The 16,217-nt window shown below is 68.2% G+C and carries 19 protein-coding genes and 1 tRNA gene; 14 read left to right on the forward strand and 6 right to left on the reverse strand.

Annotated features, from left to right (window positions below):
- Nucleotides 1-207 precede the first annotated feature (207 nt).
- The 5 genes from OG828_RS30500 (at nt 208) to OG828_RS30520 (ending at nt 3,752) form a co-directional block, all read left to right on the forward strand.
- Nucleotides 208-1,629, forward strand: coding sequence for an amino acid permease (locus tag OG828_RS30500; RefSeq protein ID WP_328363757.1), 1,422 nt, complete (start codon nt 208-210; stop codon nt 1,627-1,629).
- 165 nt (nt 1,630-1,794) lie between these two features.
- A complete protein-coding gene (locus tag OG828_RS30505) occupies nt 1,795-2,217 on the forward strand; it encodes a M67 family metallopeptidase (RefSeq protein ID WP_328502922.1) in 423 nt (140 codons plus the stop codon).
- Between the two features lie 90 nt (nt 2,218-2,307).
- Nucleotides 2,308-2,403, forward strand: a complete 96-nt coding sequence (locus OG828_RS30510) for a putative leader peptide (protein ID WP_328363763.1) — start codon at nt 2,308-2,310, stop codon at nt 2,401-2,403.
- Nucleotides 2,404-2,523: 120 nt separating this feature from the next.
- Complete coding sequence (locus OG828_RS30515; RefSeq protein WP_328363766.1) at nt 2,524-2,802, forward strand: MoaD/ThiS family protein; 279 nt, start codon at nt 2,524-2,526, stop codon at nt 2,800-2,802.
- A complete protein-coding gene (locus OG828_RS30520; protein WP_328363769.1) occupies nt 2,802-3,752 on the forward strand; it encodes a PLP-dependent cysteine synthase family protein in 951 nt (316 codons plus the stop codon). Before OG828_RS30515 ends, OG828_RS30520 begins: the two co-directional genes overlap by 1 nt.
- Nucleotides 3,753-3,759: 7 nt before the next feature.
- Here the strand turns inward: OG828_RS30520 and OG828_RS30525 are convergent, their stop codons facing one another.
- The gene (locus OG828_RS30525) at nt 3,760-4,209 is read right to left on the reverse strand and encodes a type II toxin-antitoxin system PemK/MazF family toxin (protein ID WP_210581773.1); all 450 of its coding nucleotides are present in this window, start codon (nt 4,207-4,209) and stop codon (nt 3,760-3,762) included.
- Nucleotides 4,210-4,425: 216 nt separating this feature from the next.
- On the opposite strand from OG828_RS30525, the gene OG828_RS30530 reads away from it, so the two are divergent.
- Nucleotides 4,426-5,178, forward strand: a complete 753-nt coding sequence (locus OG828_RS30530; protein ID WP_328502923.1) for an MBL fold metallo-hydrolase — start codon at nt 4,426-4,428, stop codon at nt 5,176-5,178.
- A gap of 67 nt (nt 5,179-5,245) precedes the next feature.
- Here OG828_RS30530 and OG828_RS30535 read toward each other — a convergent pair whose 3' ends face one another.
- Together OG828_RS30535 and OG828_RS30540 are read right to left on the reverse strand one after the other, a co-directional pair.
- Nucleotides 5,246-6,517, reverse strand: a complete 1,272-nt coding sequence (locus tag OG828_RS30535) for a PTS transporter subunit EIIC (protein ID WP_328440364.1) — start codon at nt 6,515-6,517, stop codon at nt 5,246-5,248.
- A gap of 154 nt (nt 6,518-6,671) precedes the next feature.
- A complete protein-coding gene (locus tag OG828_RS30540; protein ID WP_328502924.1) occupies nt 6,672-7,967 on the reverse strand; it encodes a PTS transporter subunit EIIC in 1,296 nt (431 codons plus the stop codon).
- A 150-nt stretch (nt 7,968-8,117) separates the two neighbouring features.
- Here OG828_RS30540 and OG828_RS30545 point away from each other — a divergent pair, with 150 nt between their 5' ends.
- The 4 genes from OG828_RS30545 to rdgB all read left to right on the forward strand — a co-directional run bounded on the left by OG828_RS30545 (nt 8,118) and on the right by rdgB (nt 10,546).
- The gene (locus tag OG828_RS30545) at nt 8,118-8,351 is read left to right on the forward strand and encodes a glucose PTS transporter subunit EIIB (protein WP_210581781.1); all 234 of its coding nucleotides are present in this window, start codon (nt 8,118-8,120) and stop codon (nt 8,349-8,351) included.
- Between the two features lie 274 nt (nt 8,352-8,625).
- Nucleotides 8,626-9,363: a ribonuclease PH gene (gene rph / locus OG828_RS30550; protein WP_328363783.1), complete on the forward strand. Its 738-nt coding sequence runs from the start codon at nt 8,626-8,628 to the stop codon at nt 9,361-9,363.
- Nucleotides 9,364-9,508: 145 nt separating this feature from the next.
- Entirely contained in the window at nt 9,509-9,910 is a 402-nt protein-coding gene (locus tag OG828_RS30555) for a hypothetical protein (RefSeq protein WP_328363785.1), read from the forward strand.
- A 33-nt stretch (nt 9,911-9,943) separates the two neighbouring features.
- Entirely contained in the window at nt 9,944-10,546 is a 603-nt protein-coding gene (gene rdgB, locus OG828_RS30560) for an RdgB/HAM1 family non-canonical purine NTP pyrophosphatase (protein WP_328502925.1), read from the forward strand.
- A gap of 4 nt (nt 10,547-10,550) precedes the next feature.
- Here rdgB and OG828_RS30565 read toward each other — a convergent pair.
- Together OG828_RS30565 and bcp are read right to left on the reverse strand one after the other, a co-directional pair.
- A tRNA-Leu gene (locus tag OG828_RS30565) sits at nt 10,551-10,637 on the reverse strand.
- A gap of 42 nt (nt 10,638-10,679) precedes the next feature.
- On the reverse strand, nt 10,680-11,147 hold the full coding sequence (gene bcp, locus OG828_RS30570; protein ID WP_328440367.1) for a thioredoxin-dependent thiol peroxidase: 468 nt from the start codon (nt 11,145-11,147) through the stop codon (nt 10,680-10,682).
- 95 nt (nt 11,148-11,242) lie between these two features.
- Between bcp and OG828_RS30575 the strand changes: the two genes are divergently transcribed.
- The gene (locus tag OG828_RS30575) at nt 11,243-11,572 is read left to right on the forward strand and encodes a DUF3618 domain-containing protein (protein WP_328440368.1); all 330 of its coding nucleotides are present in this window, start codon (nt 11,243-11,245) and stop codon (nt 11,570-11,572) included.
- A gap of 43 nt (nt 11,573-11,615) precedes the next feature.
- Nucleotides 11,616-11,972, forward strand: a complete 357-nt coding sequence (locus tag OG828_RS30580) for a GroES family chaperonin (RefSeq protein ID WP_328363797.1) — start codon at nt 11,616-11,618, stop codon at nt 11,970-11,972.
- 62 nt (nt 11,973-12,034) lie between these two features.
- On the opposite strand, the gene OG828_RS30585 is transcribed toward OG828_RS30580, so the two are convergent.
- The gene (locus tag OG828_RS30585; RefSeq protein ID WP_328502926.1) at nt 12,035-14,398 is read right to left on the reverse strand and encodes a transglycosylase domain-containing protein; all 2,364 of its coding nucleotides are present in this window, start codon (nt 14,396-14,398) and stop codon (nt 12,035-12,037) included.
- A gap of 203 nt (nt 14,399-14,601) precedes the next feature.
- On the opposite strand from OG828_RS30585, the gene OG828_RS30590 reads away from it, so the two are divergent.
- Entirely contained in the window at nt 14,602-15,402 is an 801-nt protein-coding gene (locus OG828_RS30590) for an ABC transporter permease (protein WP_328504964.1), read from the forward strand.
- Nucleotides 15,395-16,216, forward strand: coding sequence for an ABC transporter permease (locus OG828_RS30595; protein WP_328502927.1), 822 nt, complete (start codon nt 15,395-15,397; stop codon nt 16,214-16,216). Before OG828_RS30590 ends, OG828_RS30595 begins: the two co-directional genes overlap by 8 nt.
- Nucleotide 16,217: the final 1 nt, after the last annotated feature.

Genomic DNA, 16,217 nt, shown 5'->3' on the forward strand with positions numbered 1-16,217 from the left:
TGTGCGCCACATCCCGCACAGGTGATCAACAAGGCGACCGTGATAAATCTTCACGACCGCCCGGTGAACGCCATCCATTGTTCCGCCGGGTGCGCCACCGACCGGCAGACCGCCGGTCAGGCACAACGCTCCAGCAGTCCGGGGGGATCGAGACCCGATCCGAGGCCGACGAAGGCCCGGGTCGGCATGGAGAAAGGCGCACCACACATGACCTCCGCCCAGGTCAGCACCGAGACCCCGGAAGAGGGGTACGAGCGCGGGCTCGGCAGTCGCCAGGTCCAGATGATCGCGATCGGCGGCGCCATCGGCGTCGGCCTGTTCCTGGGAGCCGGGGCGAACATCGCCAAGGCCGGCCCCAGCCTCATCCTCATGTACGCCATCGCCGGCGTCATCATCTTCTTCATCATGCGGGCGCTCGGCGAGCTCCTGCTCTACCGCCCGGTCTCGGGCTCCTTCGCGGAGTACTCCCGCGAATTCCTCGGCCCGTTCTTCGGCTACTTCACCGGCTGGACGTACTGGCTGATGTGGGTCGTCACCGGCATGGCCGAGCTGACGGCCGCCGCGATCTACGTGAACTACTGGTTTCCGTCGATCCCGCAATGGGTCACGGCGCTGGTCTTCCTGATCGTCCTGTTCGCGGCCAACCTGATCTCGGTCAAGCTGTTCGGTGAGATCGAGTTCTGGTTCTCGATGGTCAAGGTGACCGCGCTGATCGGCATGATCGTGATCGGTCTCGGCGTGCTCACCTTCGGTTTCAGCGCCGCCGGCGACACCGCCGCGGTCTCCAACCTCTGGGCCTTCGACGGCTTCTTCCCCAAGGGCGTCGGCTCGTCCCTGATGACCCTGCAGGGCGTCATGTTCGCCTACCTCGCGGTCGAACTGGTCGGTGTCACGGCCGGCGAGTCCGAGGACCCGGAGAAGACCCTCCCCAAGGCGATCAACACCCTGCCCTGGCGTATCGCGCTGTTCTACGTCGGCGCGCTCACCGTCATCCTGTGCGTGGTCAAGTGGACCGAGTTCGCGGAGGGCGTCAGCCCCTTCGTGAAGGCCTTCGCGGTGATCGGCATCCCGGCCGCCGCCGGCATCGTCAACTTCGTCGTCCTGACCGCCGCCCTGTCGTCCTGCAACTCCGGCATGTACTCCACGGGCCGCATGCTGCGGAACCTCGCCGACAGCGGTGAGGCACCCAAGGTCTTCAGCAAGCTGTCGTCGACCAAGACCCCCGCCTTCGGCATCCTCATCTCCGTGCTCTTCATGGGCATCGGCGTGATCCTCAACTACGTCGTCCCGGAGAAGGCCTTCGGCTACGTCACCTCGGTGGCGACCGCGGCCGGCATCTGGACCTGGCTGATGATCCTGATCAGCCACGTCCTGTACCGCCGCGCGGTGGTCGCGGGCCGTCTGCCCGCATCCTCCTTCCCGGCCCCGGGCGGCGCGGTGTTCTCCTACGTGGCCATCGCGTTCCTGCTCTTCGTCACCGGCCTGATCGCGTACGACGCCGACTCCCGCGTCTGCCTGTACGTCATGGCCGGCTGGGCCGCCGCGCTGGGTGTCGGCTGGGCCGTACTGAAGTCGCGGAACCCGGAGGTCGCGCAGCGCCGTGAGCCGGACCTGGAGAAGGTCGGCTGAGAACTCGGCGGGTTGAGGCTGTCTGCCGGCTGCGGGTCTGTTGTGGCTGGTCGCGCAGTTCCCCGCGCCCCTTTCAGGGGCGTTGCCGCTCGGGTGAGTCCGGAATGTGGGCCACCCCGTACCATCCCTCGGTACGGGGTGGCCCTTCTGCTTATCCTGCTGGACATGCTGACCATCACCCAGGACCTCGTCGACCGGATCGTCGCCCACGCGCGCAAGGACCATCCCGACGAGGCGTGCGGCGTGATCGCGGGCCCGGCGGGCTCGGACCGCCCCGAGCGCTTCATCTCCATGCTGAACGCGGCCATGTCGCCCACGTTCTACGAGTTCGACTCCGGCGACCTGCTCAAGCTCTACCGCGAGATGGACGACCGCGACGAGGAGCCGGTGGTCATCTACCACTCCCACACGGCGACCGAGGCCCACCCCTCCCGCACGGACATCTCGTACGCCAATGAGCCCGGCGCGCACTACGTCCTCGTGTCGACGGCGGACACGGACGACCTCGGCCCGTTCCAGTTCCGCTCGTTCCGGATCGTCGAGGGCGAGGTGACGGAAGAGGAGGTCAGGGTGGTGGAGGCGTACTGATCTCGTACCGATCTCGTACTGCGGATGAAATGTGTCCGGAAGGTGAGATCACATTCCAGGAAGCGGACCGGGAATCGATACGATGACCCCATGGTTTTCCACGACGTGAGCGAAAAGACGCCGGGCACGCTGCTCGTGGCGCGGCTGCACGTCGACCTGTGCAGGCTCGCCAGCGCCATCTGTTGACGCCGACCCCTGCCGCCGTACGGCCGTGAGCCGCGGCGCCGCACACACGCACCACACCTTGCCGTATCTGCGCTGCCGCGCGTCCGACGACAGACTTTCTCCCGACAGGAGCCCTGAGCCATGGCCATCGAGGTCCGCATCCCGACCATCCTCCGCCAGTACACCGACGGTCAGAAGGCGGTGGAGGGCAGCGGTGACACCCTCGCCGCGCTGTTCGCCGACCTCGAGACCCGGCACAACGGCATCCAGGCGCGCATCGTCGACGGCGACCAGCTGCGCCGCTTCGTCAACGTCTACCTCAACGACGAGGACGTCCGCTTCCTCGACGGCATCAACACCAAGCTCACCGACGGCGACAGCGTCACGATCCTGCCGGCCGTGGCCGGCGGCATGGTCTGATGCGCTACGACACCCCGCTGGCCGCGGTGGGCAACACCCCGTTGGTGCGCCTGCCGCGGCTGTCGCCGTCAGCCGACGTCCGGATCTGGGCCAAGCTGGAGGACCGCAACCCCACCGGCTCCGTAAAGGACCGTCCCGCCCTGCACATGATCGAGCAGGCGGAGAAGGACGGCCGCCTCACCCCGGGCTGCACCATCCTCGAACCCACCTCCGGCAACACCGGCATCTCCCTCGCCATGGCCGCCAAGCTCAAGGGCTACCGCATGGTGTGCGTCATGCCGGAGAACACCTCGCAGGAACGCCGGGACCTGCTCGGCATGTGGGGCGCCGAGATCATCTCGTCCCCCGCCGCGGGCGGCTCCAACACCGCCGTACGCGTAGCCAAGGAACTCTCGGCCGAGCACCCCGACTGGGTGATGCTCTACCAGTACGGCAACCCCGACAACGCGGGCGCGCACTACGCGACGACCGGGCCCGAGATCCTCACGGATCTCCCCTCCATCACCCACTTCGTCGCCGGCCTCGGCACCACCGGCACTCTCATGGGCGTCGGCCGCTACCTCCGCGAGAACAAGCCGGACATCAAGATCGTCGCCGCCGAACCGCGCTACGACGACCTCGTCTACGGCCTGCGCAACCTCGACGAGGGCTTCGTACCCGAGCTCTACGACGCCTCCGTCCTCACCACCCGCTTCTCCGTCGGCTCCGCCGACGCCGTCACCCGCACCCGCGAACTCCTCCAGCAGGAGGGCATCTTCGCCGGCGTCTCCACCGGCGCCGCTCTCCACGCCGCGATCGGCGTCGGCAACAAGGCGGTCAAGGCGGGCGAGAGCGCGGACATCGTGTTCATCGTGGCCGACGGCGGCTGGAAGTACCTGTCGACGGGCGTCTACACGGCGACGACGACGGAGGAAGCGATCGAGACGGTGCAGGGCCAACTCTGGGCGTAGGGCTCGCTCACGTCGCCAGGTGACGGACCTGGTCCCACAGGACCGGGTCCACCACCCCCACCCGTCGCCGGAAATCCCCCATCGGCACGTCACGCAACTCGTCCGTCTCCAAAAAGCTCGCGCGCCCCTGCGCATCGCCGACGGCCCCCGGCGGCAAGGGAATCACCCCGGCCCGCTCGTCGTGATACTTGCTGGTGATCTTCGCGACGGTCGCCCGCCGCCCCCGCACCGAGAGCACCAGACACGGCCGGTCCTTACCCCCCGGCCCGTCCTCGAACGGCACGCTCGCCCACCAGATCTCCGCAGGCTGCGGCCGCGCCACCACCCGCCCGCCCGGCCGCCCCGGCGGCCGCGTCCTGCGCCCCCGCGGCCCACGCCGCCCCCAGCCGTCGACGAGCGCGGCGACCAGCGCGAGCAGTACCACCGCCGCGAGCGCGAGCCACCAGGACGTATCCATACGACAGACGGTACCGGCGCGCACCCACCGCCGCGCGCCCTTCTCACCCGGCACACGCTCCCCACTTCGAGCCGAACCGGTGACACCACAGGTGAGTTCGCCCACAACAGCCCTTGGCGGAGGAGCGACCGGAGGTTTTGCGCCTTACGCTCGACGGACCGCACGACCCCCGACGCAACCCCATTGTCAATTCCCGCCAGCGGAGGTTTCTGCTTCATGAAGCTCACCGTCGTCGGCTGCTCGGGGTCGTTCCCGTCCGCGGAATCGGCCTGCTCGAGCTACCTCGTCGAGGCCGACGGCTTCCGGCTGCTTCTCGACCTGGGCAACGGTGCCCTGGGCGAGCTGCAGCGCCACTGCGGTCTCTACGACCTTGACGCGATCTTCCTCAGCCATCTGCACGCCGACCACTGCATCGACATGTGCGCGTACTTCGTCGCGCGCTACTACCGCCACGACGGCGGCCGCTGCGACCCGCTCCCCGTCTACGGACCCGAGGGCACGGAACACCGGCTGACCACCGCCTACGCGGACACCCCCTCGGCCTCCTCGATGAGCGAGGTCTTCGACTTCCACACGGTCAAGCCGTCCACCTTCGAGATCGGCCCGTTCACGGTGCACACGGAACGCGTGGCCCATCCGGTGGAGGCGTACGGCATCCGCGTCGAGCACGACGGGAAGTCCCTGACGTACTCCGGCGACACGGGCGTCACCCCGACGCTCGACGAACTCGCCCGCGACACCGACCTGTTCCTGTGCGAGGCCGCGTTCACGCACGGCAAGGAGAACATCCCCGACCTGCACCTCAACGGCCGCGAGGCGGGTGAGACGGCGGCCCAGGCAGGCGCCCGCCGCCTCGTCCTCACCCACATCCCCCCGTGGACCGACCCCCGGATCAACCTGGCCGACGCCCGCGCGGTGTACGACGGACCGGTGGAACTGGCGGCGCCGAGGGTGTCGTACGAGATCTGAGTTTCGATACATGAGAAGGCTCCCGGAGCGCGATGCTCCGGGAGCCTTCTCATGGGGCTGGAGGGGCTTACTTGGCCTCCGCCTTCTGCAGTTCCGCCAGTTCCTCGTCGGACTCGCGGCCCGGCGTCGGCAGGTTGAACTTGGTGATCGCGAAGCGGAAGACGACGTAGTAGACCGCCGCGAAGCACAGACCCACCAGGGCGAGGCCCCACGGGTTGGTCGCGATGCCCAGGTTCAGGCCGAAGTCGACCACGCCGGCCGAGAAGCCGAAGCCGTCCTTCATGCCGAGTGCCCAGGTCAGGGCCATCGAGACACCGGTGAGCAGCGCGTGGATCGCGTACAGGACCGGCGCGATGAACATGAACGTGAACTCGATGGGCTCCGTCACGCCGGTGACGAAGGACGTCAGAGCGAGGGAGAACATCATGCCGCCGACGACCTTGCGCCGCTCGGGGCGGGCACAGTGCACGATCGCCAGGCAGGCGGCGGGCAGCGCGAACATCATGATCGGGAAGAAGCCGGTCATGAACTGTCCGGCGCTCGGGTCACCGGCCAGGAAGCGGGCGATGTCACCGCTCTTGCCTTCGTACTCACCCGCCTGGAACCACGGGAACGAGTTCAGCAGGTGGTGCATGCCGATCGGGATCAGCGCCCGGTTGGCGACACCGAAGATGCCGGCGCCGACCGCGCCCGAACCGACCAGCCACTCACCGAAGTTGTGCAGACCGGTGCCGAGGACGGGCCAGATGTAGCCGAAGATGATGCCGATGATCAGGCCCGCGAAGGCCGACAGGATCGGGACCAGCCGGCGGCCGCCGAAGAAGCCCGCCCAGTCGGGCAGCTTGGTGCGGTAGAAGCGCTGGTAGAGGAGGGCGACGACGATGCCCATGACCACGCCGCCGAGGACCTTGGCGTCCACCGCCTGCTCGACCATGACGATCTTGCCGTCGACTATGGCTTCCTTCTTCGGCAGGCTGCCGTCGGTGAACGTGCCCAGCACGTTCTTGAAGACCAGGTAGCCGACGACGGCCGCGAGCGCGGTCGAGCCGTCCGACTTCTTCGCGAAGCCGATCGCGATGCCCACCGCGAAGAGCAGGGCCATGTTGTCGAGGATGGCGTTGCCGCCGGCGCTCATGAAGCCCGCGATCTTCGTCAGGAAGGCCGGGTATTCCGGGTCGCCGAGCATGTCGGCGTTGCCGAAGCGGACCAGGAGAGCGGCTGCGGGCAGGACCGCCACCGGCAGCATCAGGCTGCGGCCGATGCGCTGCATGACAGCCATCACGCCGGCGCCCTTCCCCTTCTTCTTGTCGGCCGCGGGAGCGGCGCTGTCCGTGGTCACAAGTTCCTCCATTGGGGCATGGCGCCGCCCAGGTACATGGGAAGGGGGACGGCGGCGTCTCTATGCCACGCGGAATACCACGTGGTCTACACCACTCAGTGGTGTAGACCTGTTGTAGCACGGTGAAGGGCGCATAAGGAACCCACGATTCCCACTAGACCTTGGTGACGTCCTCCACCTCCTCCTCCGGTTCCCGCCCCGGAGTCTTCAAATCGAACTTCGTGATCGCGAAGCGGAAGATGACGTAATAGACGACCGCGAAGCACAAACCGATCGGGATGATCGCCCAGGGTTTCGTCGCGAGGTTCCAGTTGATCACGTAGTCGATCAGGCCGGCCGAGAAGCTGAAGCCGTCGTGGACCCCGAGGCCCCAGGTCACCGCCATCGAGACACCGGTCAGCACGGCGTGGACCGCGTACAGCAGGGGCGCGATGAAGAGGAACGAGTACTCGATCGGTTCCGTGATGCCGGTGACGAAGGAGGTCAGCGCCACCGACAGCATCAAGCCGCCGACCTCTTTCCGGCGGCTCGGCTTGGCGCAGTGCGTGATGGCGAGGGCCGCGGCCGGCAGGGCGAACATCATGATCGGGAAGAAGCCCGAGGTGAACTGGCCCGCGTCCGGGTCGCCCGCCAGGAACATGTTGATGTCGCCGTGCACCACCGTGCCGTCCGGCCTGGTGTACGTGCCGAACTGGAACCAGATGGGCACGTTCAGGAACTGATGCAGACCGATCACCAGCAGCGCCCGGTTGGCGACACCGAACACACCCGCGCCCCACGCGTCCAGATCGCTCATCCAGTCGCTGAAGTCCTCCAACGCGTCACCGACCGGCGGCCAGACCCACAGACACAGCACCGCGAACACGAGCGCCACGAACGCCATGATGATCGGGACGAGACGCCGCCCGTTGAAGAAGCCGAGCCAGTCCACCAGCTTCGTGCGGTGGAACCGCTGCCAGAAGAAGGCCGTCAGCAGGCCGATGACGATACCGCCGAAGACGCCCGGGTTCTGGTACTCGTACGCGCTCACCATCCCGTCGGGCGTGCTGCAGCCGATGTTGGTGATCTCCTCGGTCCCGTCCGGGCAGTCCTCCGGGAACGCGCGCAGCACGTTGTAGTAGACGAGGAACCCCGCCACCGCCGCCAACGCCGTCGAACCGTCCGCCTTCTTCGCCATGCCGATGGCCACGCCGACGCAGAACAACAAGGGCAGCCCGAGTGAGCCGTCGAGCAGCGCGCCGCCCGCGCTGCCCATCACCTTCGAGACGTTGTCCCAGCCGAGCCCGTCCTCGCCGAACACATCAGGCTGCCCAAGGCGGTTGAGGATGCCCGCGGCCGGCAGGACCGCGATGGGCAACTGAAGACTGCGGCCCATCTTCTGCAAGCCCTGGAACAGACTGTTCCAACGGGTGCGGACAGGGCTGGCGGCGGCGGCGCTGTCGGAACTCATGGACGCCCCTCGGTAAGGTGGTGTAGACCAGTTGACGGACGGTTCCGCTGTCGTGGTCGCCATCATTCGGCACGTACGACATGACCGCTCGCAAAGATGGGCCAACTGTGGGTTACTGCGACAAAGCGGTTCGGATCAGGGAGAAACAACATGGCCACCAAGGCTGAGAAGATCGTTGCCGGGCTGGGCGGCATCGACAACATCGAAGAGGTCGAGGGCTGCATCACCCGCCTGCGCACCGAGGTCCACGACGCCTCCCTCGTGGACGAGGCAGCCCTCAAGGCGGCCGGCGCACACGGCGTCGTCAAGATGGGCACGGCGATCCAGGTCGTCATCGGCACCGACGCGGACCCGATCGCGGCGGACATCGAAGACATGATGTGAGCCCGCCGCTCACCGGCGTGCGCACCCCCGCTCACTGACGAGGGGCTCTTCCCGACGCGGGAGGAGCCCCTTCCGCATTGAGGGCCGGCCGTCAGACTCCCGCCTGCCGAGCGGCGTCTGGCACGCACGCTCGCCGCGTTGCCGAACCGCCCACGTGGCTCCGCCACGAGGGCGCTCCGGCGCCTTGCGATCGCACGCACCAGACGCCGCTCGGCCCGCCCTCCGGGCGGACGCCGGGAGTCTGACGGCCGGCCCTACGGCTAGGCTCAACGCCATGTCTCGAATCGACGGCCGCACCCCCGAACAGCTCCGCCCCGTCACCATCGAACGTGGCTGGAGCAAGCACGCCGAGGGCTCCGTCCTCGTCTCCTTCGGCGACACGAAGGTCTTCTGCACCGCCTCCGTCACCGAAGGAGTCCCGCGCTGGCGCAAAGGCAGCGGCGAGGGCTGGGTCACCGCCGAATACTCCATGCTGCCCCGCTCCACCAACACCCGCGGCGACCGCGAATCCGTCAAGGGCAGGATCGGCGGCCGTACGCACGAGATCAGCCGCCTCATCGGCCGCTCACTGCGCGCCGTCATCGACTACAAAGCGCTCGGCGAGAACACCATCGTCCTCGACTGCGACGTCCTCCAGGCCGACGGCGGCACACGCACCGCAGCGATCACCGGCGCCTACGTTGCCCTGGCCGACGCCGTCTCCTGGGCCCAGGGCAAGAAGCTGATCAAGGCCGGCCGCCAGCCCCTCACCGGCACGGTCTCGGCGGTCTCCGTCGGCATCGTCGGCGGCATCCCGCTCCTCGACCTCTGCTACGAAGAGGACGTCAAGGCCGAGACCGACATGAACGTCGTCTGCACCGGCGACGGCCGCTTCGTCGAGGTCCAGGGCACCGCCGAAGCCGAACCCTTCGCCCGGGACGAGCTCAACGCCCTGCTCGACCTGGCCGTTTCCGGCTGCACGGAACTCGCTGTCCTCCAGCGCAAGGCACTTGATACCGTCCTCGAAAAGTAAAGGACGCACCAAGACAGCAGGCAGCCGCGGGCAACCCCACAGCCCGGCCTCGCGTCACTACGGGTACGGGCGCACGGTTTGCCACTGTGCGCCCGGCCAAGTAACGGGGGGCCTTCCGAGCCCTGCGCCAGGGAGGAAACGAACCATGGCCGTGAGCCGTAGCCGTCGTCCGCGCATAGCCATCGTCGCCGCCGTCGCGGCCGTCGGGCTGACAGTCGGACTCACCACCGGCTGCGACGCCGTCAACAAGGCACTGGACTGCGTCCAGACCGCCGACGCCATCGCCGACAGCGTCACCGACCTCCAGCAGGCCGTGGAGAGCGCCGCCAACGACCCGACCCAGCTCGAGGAGTCCCTCAACTCCATCGACAAGAACCTCGACAAGATCGGCGACAAGACCGACAACGCCGACGTCAACAAGGCGGTGGACGACCTCCAGCAGGCCGTCACCAACGTCCGTGACGCCGTCAAGAACGGCGACGAGACCCCCGACATCAGCCCGGTCACCGACGCGGCCGGCGAACTGACGAAGGTCTGCACGCCGTAAGACACGGTCGGCCGGGCCGGGATACTGGACGCCATGACCCGCCTGATCCTCGCCACCCGCAACGCCGGAAAAATCACCGAACTCAAGGCGATCCTCGCCGACGCAGGCCTGCCCCACGACCTCGTCGGCGCGGACGCCTACCCCGACATCCCCGACGTCAAGGAAACGGGCGTCACCTTCGCCGAAAACGCCCTGCTGAAGGCCCACGCCCTGGCCCAGGCAACGGGCCTGCCCGCCGTCGCCGACGACTCCGGCCTGTGCGTCGACGTCCTCAACGGAGCGCCGGGCATCTTCTCCGCCCGCTGGTCCGGCCGCCACGGCGACGACCGCGCCAACCTGGACCTCCTGCTCGCCCAGCTCTCCGACATCCCCGACGAACACCGCGGCGCCCACTTCGCGTGCGCGGCGGCGCTCGCGTTGCCGGACGGGACGGAGCGCGTGGTCGAGGGGCAGCTGCGGGGCGTGCTCCGGCATACGCCGGTCGGCACGAACGGCTTCGGCTACGACCCGATTCTCCAGCCGGAGGGGGAGACACGGACGTGCGCCGAGATGAGCGCGGAGGAGAAGAACGCGATCAGCCATCGGGGGAAGGCGTTCCGGGCGCTGGTGCCGGTGGTTCGGGAGCTGTTGGGCTGAATACTGGTGCGGCCGGAGGGACTCGAACCCTCACGGGAGTTACCCCACTGGGACCTAAACCCAGCGTGACTGCCAATTCCACCACGGCCGCCCGATGATGCTGCCCGGTCATGCTACTGGCCGGGCAGCACGGTCAGATCCCCAGATCCTTGATGATCTTGGCCACGTGCCCCGTAGCCCGCACGTTGTACAGCGCCCGCTCCACCTTGCCCTCCTCGTCCACGATCACCGTCGATCGGATGACGCCCATATAGGTCTTGCCGTAGTTCTTCTTCTCGCCGTAGGCGCCGTAGGACTCGATGACGGTCTTCTCGGGGTCCCCGACCAGCGTGACCTTGAGGTTTTCCTTCTCGCGGAACTTGGCGAGCTTTTCGGGGGCGTCGGGGGAGATGCCGATGACGTCGTAGCCGGCGCCGGTCAGGAGTTCCAGGTTGTCCGTGAAGTCGCAGGCCTGCTTCGTGCAGCCGGGGGTCAGGGCGGCCGGGTAGAAGTAGACGATGACCTTGCGGCCCTTGTGGTCGGACAGGGAGACCTCGGTGCCGTCGGCGTCGGGGAGGGTGAAGGCGGGGGCGGTGTCCCCGGGCTGCAGTCGCTCAGTCATTCCGCCAGAGTAACGGGGGGTCCTGACAGTGCGGTCGGCGTAAGAGCTGACAGACTGTCCGGAACAGCGCAGCACCAGACTTCGGAGGCCGTACGGTGGCGGACACCTCGGACACCAGAACCCCGGCGCAGATCGAGGCGGACATCAAGCATCGCCGTGACGTGCTGGCCGAGACGCTCGACGAGATCGGGGTGCGGGTGCATCCCAAGACGATCGTCGGGGACGCCAAGGCCAAGGTCGTCTCCAATGTCGATCGCACCCTCGGCCGGGCCTATGTGAGCGTCAATCGGGTCGTGAGCGATGTGAAGGGGCAGTTCGTTGATCACAAGGGTGCGCCTCGGCTCGAGCGCATCGTGCCCGTCGCTCTCGTCGCCGTCGGGCTCGTGGGGCTGCTGGCCCTGGGCAGCCGACGCCGTAAGGGCTGACCCGGCGGCTTACGGACGGGTCGAAGGCAGGTAGGTTCGGGGCGTGAGCGCCAACAGTAACGAGCACAGCACCCAGGACGACAAGCTGCCCATCCGGATGCTGCACGACCGTGTACTCGTGCGGCAGGAGACCGGTGAGGGCGAGCGGCGGTCGGGCGGGGGCATCCTGATTCCCGCCACTGCGGCGGTCGGGCGGCGGCTGGCCTGGGCCGAGGTCGTCGCGGTGGGGCAGAACGTACGGACCGTGGAGCCGGGCGACCGGGTCCTGTACGACCCGGAGGACCGGGCCGAGGTGGAGGTGCGCGGCATCGCCTACGTGCTCATGCGCGAGCGCGATCTGCATGCCGTGGCCGCGGACCGCTTCGAGGGATCCGAGGACTCCACGGGGCTGTACCTGTAGAACAACGGCTTGTGGGGCTGGTGGCCCGTCGTCACCAGCCCCTGCTTAATTCGCTGAAAGAGTCATTCACTGAAGAGCGGTGGGTCCCCGCCCGCCGACGTCCCCTCCGTCGTGTCACCCGTGCCACCCGTGTCGCCGCCCGTCGTGTCACCCGTCGTCCCGCCGGTCGACGTGTCGCCCGTCGTACCGCCCGTGGTCGTGTCGCCCGTCGTGCCGCCGTCGGTCGTGGTGCCGTCGGTGGTGGTGTCTCCGGTGGTGCCCCCGTCGGTTGTCGTGCCGCCGGTCGTCGTGCCGCCCGTGGTGGTCGTGCCGCCGTCGGTCTGGCCCTGGGTGTCCTGGCCGCCGGTGGTGGTGCCGTCCGTGGGGCGGCCGGTGGTCGCGTCGTCGGTCGGGGCCTCCGGGTCCGGGTCGGCGGGCGGCTCGCCCGTCGGCGTTTGCGGTTCGTTCGCGCCCTCCTGGAGCTGGAGGTCGAAGTCGTTGACCGGGGTGCCCTTCAGGGCGTCCTTGGTGAACTGGGCCCAGATGTCGGCGGGCGCGCCGCCGCCGTTGATACGGGGCTCGCCCATCGCGCCGTAGAGGGGCTTGTGCGCGGCCGTGACCGGGTCCTGGCCCATGACGGAGACGACCGTCGCCAGGTCGGGGGTGTAGCCCGCGAACCAGGCGGCCGTGTCCTCCTCCGCGGTGCCGGTCTTGCCCGCCGCCGGGCGGCCGGCGGCCTGGGCGGCGGTGGCGGTGCCGTTGTCGACGACGCTCTGCAGCATCGATGTCGTGGTGTCGGCGGCCTCGCGGGTGACGACCTGCCGGGTGGACCGCTTGGGCAGGTCCACGACGTCCGCGCCGTCCTTGGTGATCTTGTTGATCAGCGTGTACGTGCCGTGCTTGCCGTGGTTGGCGAGTGTCGCGTAGGCCTCCGCCATGTCGAGGACGCTGGCGGTGGCCGGGCCGAGGGCGATGGACGGGGTGGCGGTCAGGTCGGGGGTGGTGCCCGGGATGCCGAGGTCGACCGCGGTCTGGCGGACCTTGTCGGGGCCTACGTCGACGGCCAGCTGCGCGTACACCGAGTTGACGGACTTGTCGGTGGCGGTGCGGACGGTGATGTCGCCGTAGTTGACGTCGTCCTCGTTCTCGGGGGCGTAGGCGCCGCTCCAGCCTTGTACGGGGCGTTCGCTGGTGCCGTCGTAGACCGTGTTCGGGGTGATGGGGCGGCCGTCCTGGGTGACGGACTCGTTCTCGACGGCGGAGGTGAACACGAACGGTTTGAAGGTGGAGCCGACCTGGAAGTCGCGGCGGGTGGCGTTGTTCGTGTACTGCTTCACGTAGTCGATGCCGCCGTACATGGCGACGACCTTGCCGGTCTTGGGTTCGACGGCGGCGCCGCCCGCGCGGACGTAGGTGTCGACCTTGTTGTTCTTCTTGTCGAGCTTGGACATCAACTGGTCGTCGACGGCCTTCACGAAGGCGTTCTGCCGGGTCTTCTGCAGGGTGGTCGTGATGCGGTAGCCGCCGGCGTCCAGTTCCTCCGCGGTGACGACCTTGTTCTGGGTGAGGTAGTCCTTGATCGCGGCGACGATGTAGCCGCGCTGCCCGGACATGCCGGTCGAGACGGTCTGTTCCTTCGGCATCGGGAACTTCAGGCCCGCCCGGTCGGCCTTGCTCAGCCAGCCCTCCTTGACCATGCCGTCGAGGACGTACCGCCAACGGCCCTCGGCGGCGGCCTTGTTCTCGGGGTGGGCGACGACGTCGTACTCGCTGGGCGCGTTCAGCAGGGCGGCGAGGTAGGCGCCGTGGGCGGCGTCGAGGTCGTCGGCGTCCATGCCGTAGTAGGCCTGGGCGGCGGCCTGGATGCCGTAGGCGTTGCGGCCGAAGTAGCTGGTGTTGAGGTAGCCCTGGAGGATGTCGTCCTTGCTCTGCTCCTGGTCCAGCTTGATCGAGATGAAGAACTCCTTCACCTTGCGGGTGACGGTCTGTTCCTGGGCCAGGTAGTAGTTCTTGACGTACTGCTGGGTGATCGTCGAGCCGGACTGCTTGCCCTTGCCGGTCGCCGTGTTCCAGGCGGCGCGGACCATCGCCGTGGGGTCGATCGCGGACTCGGAGTAGAAGTCGCGGTCCTCGGCGGCCAGTACGGAGTGCTGGGCGGCCTTGGAGATCTGCGCGAGGGTGACGTTCTCCCGGTTGACCTCGCCGTCACGGGCGAGCTGACTGCCGTCCGCGTAGAGGTAGATGTTGCTCTGCTTGGTCGCGAGCGCGTTCGCGGGCGGGATCTTGACCAGGGAGTAGCCGAGGAAGAACAGGCCGGCCAGCAGCAGCGTCCCGATGATGCAGGTGCCGAGCACCATGCGCCAGGTGGGGATCAGCCGGCGCCAACCGGTGCGCTCGGGGCGCTTCTTGCCAGGGTCCGGCTGGTGCGGCTGCGGCTGGTCGTTCATGTTGTGCACGGACTCCTGTTTTACGTCGTACGTTCCCGTACGCCCTCGTACGTCTTCTGTGCCCCCTGTTGAAGACTGTCGCACCCGCCGATCAGTTCCCTGCCTCGGCACGCGTCGAGCCGGGAAAATACGTGGCAGTCCGCGTCGTCGGCGCACTAGGCTCCTGCGCTTCGGTGCCGGGCGCGGGCGAGGAGGGCGTGGGTGTGGGCTCGGTGCGGTTGTACGCGGCCGTGGCCGCGGGGAGTTTCCGACGGTACGCGACGTATCGGGTGGCCACGGCGGCGGGGGTTTTCACCAACACCGTCTTCGGGCTGATCCTCGTCTACACGTATCTCGCGCTGTGGGACGAGCGGCCGGATCTGGGCGGGTACGACCAGGCGCAGGCCGTGACCTATGTGTGGCTGGGGCAGGCGCTGTTCGCGGCGCTGGCCATCCAGGGCGGGGGCTTCGAGAACGAGCTCATGGAACGCATCCGCACCGGTGAGATCGCGGTCGATCTGTACCGGCCGGCCGATCTCCAACTGTGGTGGCTGGCGAGCGACTTGGGGCGGATGCTGTTCCAGTTGGCGGGGCGGGGCGTGATCCCGTTCGTCTTCGGTGCGCTGTTCTTCCCGATGGCCCTGCCGGGGGACGTCGGCACCTGGGCGGCGTTCCTGGTCACGCTGTTGCTGGCGGCCCTCGTCAGCTTCGGGATCCGCTATCTGGCGGCGTTGAGCGTGTTCTGGCTCATGGACGCCAGGGGTGTCATGCAGGCCCTGATGGTCACGGGCATCTTCTGCTCGGGCATGACACTGCCGCTGAACGCCTTCCCTGACGCGCTCGGCGACGTGGTCCAGGCGCTGCCGTGGGCCGCGCAGCTGCAGGTCCCGGCGGATGTGCTGATGGGGGAGTCCGCCCCGCTCGGGGCGTTCGCCTTCCAGGCGGCGTGGGCGGTGGCACTGCTGGCGGCGGGGCGGCTGTTGCAGTCGGCCGCTACGCGGAGGGTGGTGGTGCAGGGTGGGTGAGACGAGCCGTCTGGTGGACGGGGTGCGGGCCTACCTGCTGATCGCCGGGATGTGGATCCGGGCCGGCATGACCTACCGCGTCTCCTTCGTCGTCACGGTCCTCGGCAACCTGCTGCTGTCCGGCCTTGACTTCGTCGGCATCCTGCTGATGTTCTCGCAGGTCGACTCGCTCGGCGGCTGGACGCTGCCCGAAGTGGCCTTTCTGTACGGCCTGTCGGTGACGGCGTTCGGCATCACCGACCTGCTGCTCGGCTCGTCGGAGGGTCTGGGCGCCCGGATACGCGACGGGTCGTTCGACACCCTGCTGGTACGGCCCGTTCCGGTGCTCGCGCAGGTCGCCGCGGACCAGTTCCCGCTGCGCCGGTTCGGCCGGGTCATCCAGGGGTCGTTGGTGCTGGGCTGGGCGCTGTTCGCCGTCGACATCGACTGGAGTGCGCCGAAGGTGCTGCTGGTGCCGGTGATGCTGGTCAGCGGCGCGGTGATCTTCGGGGCGATCTTCGTCGCGGGCGCGGCCTTCCAGTTCCTGGCGCAGGACGCCGCCCAGGTGCAGAACGCGTTCACGTACGGCGGCACCACGCTGCTGCAGTACCCCCCGACCTTGTTCGGGAAGGACCTGGTGCGCGGGGTGACGTTCATGGTGCCGCTCGCCTTCGTCAACTGGCTGCCCGCGTCCTACGTGCTGGGGCGGCCGTATCCGCTCGACCTGCCGACGTGGGTGACGTTCCTGTCGCCGCTCGCCGCCGGAGTGTGCTGTGCGCTGGCGGGTGTGGTGTGGCGAGTGGGGCTTCGTTCGTACCGGAGTACAGGGAGTTAGG

Origin of the sequence: Streptomyces sp. NBC_00457 (assembly GCF_036014015.1) — a bacterium.
Lineage (GTDB): Bacteria > Actinomycetota > Actinomycetes > Streptomycetales > Streptomycetaceae > Streptomyces.

What these genes read in the sequence shown, in the direction of transcription:
- OG828_RS30500 (WP_328363757.1), top strand. Translation starts at nt 208, where the DNA reads ATGACCTCCGCCCAGGTCAGCACCGAGACCCCGGAAGAGGGGTACGAG.
- OG828_RS30505 (WP_328502922.1), top strand. Translation starts at nt 1,795, where the DNA reads ATGCTGACCATCACCCAGGACCTCGTCGACCGGATCGTCGCCCACGCG.
- OG828_RS30510 (WP_328363763.1), top strand. Translation starts at nt 2,308, where the DNA reads ATGGTTTTCCACGACGTGAGCGAAAAGACGCCGGGCACGCTGCTCGTG.
- OG828_RS30515 (WP_328363766.1), top strand. Translation starts at nt 2,524, where the DNA reads ATGGCCATCGAGGTCCGCATCCCGACCATCCTCCGCCAGTACACCGAC.
- OG828_RS30520 (WP_328363769.1), top strand. Translation starts at nt 2,802, where the DNA reads ATGCGCTACGACACCCCGCTGGCCGCGGTGGGCAACACCCCGTTGGTG.
- OG828_RS30525 (WP_210581773.1), bottom strand. Translation starts at nt 4,209, where the DNA reads ATGGATACGTCCTGGTGGCTCGCGCTCGCGGCGGTGGTACTGCTCGCG.
- OG828_RS30530 (WP_328502923.1), top strand. Translation starts at nt 4,426, where the DNA reads ATGAAGCTCACCGTCGTCGGCTGCTCGGGGTCGTTCCCGTCCGCGGAA.
- OG828_RS30540 (WP_328502924.1), bottom strand. Translation starts at nt 7,967, where the DNA reads ATGAGTTCCGACAGCGCCGCCGCCGCCAGCCCTGTCCGCACCCGTTGG.
- OG828_RS30545 (WP_210581781.1), top strand. Translation starts at nt 8,118, where the DNA reads ATGGCCACCAAGGCTGAGAAGATCGTTGCCGGGCTGGGCGGCATCGAC.
- rph (WP_328363783.1), top strand. Translation starts at nt 8,626, where the DNA reads ATGTCTCGAATCGACGGCCGCACCCCCGAACAGCTCCGCCCCGTCACC.
- OG828_RS30555 (WP_328363785.1), top strand. Translation starts at nt 9,509, where the DNA reads ATGGCCGTGAGCCGTAGCCGTCGTCCGCGCATAGCCATCGTCGCCGCC.
- rdgB (WP_328502925.1), top strand. Translation starts at nt 9,944, where the DNA reads ATGACCCGCCTGATCCTCGCCACCCGCAACGCCGGAAAAATCACCGAA.
- bcp (WP_328440367.1), bottom strand. Translation starts at nt 11,147, where the DNA reads ATGACTGAGCGACTGCAGCCCGGGGACACCGCCCCCGCCTTCACCCTC.
- OG828_RS30585 (WP_328502926.1), bottom strand. Translation starts at nt 14,398, where the DNA reads ATGAACGACCAGCCGCAGCCGCACCAGCCGGACCCTGGCAAGAAGCGC.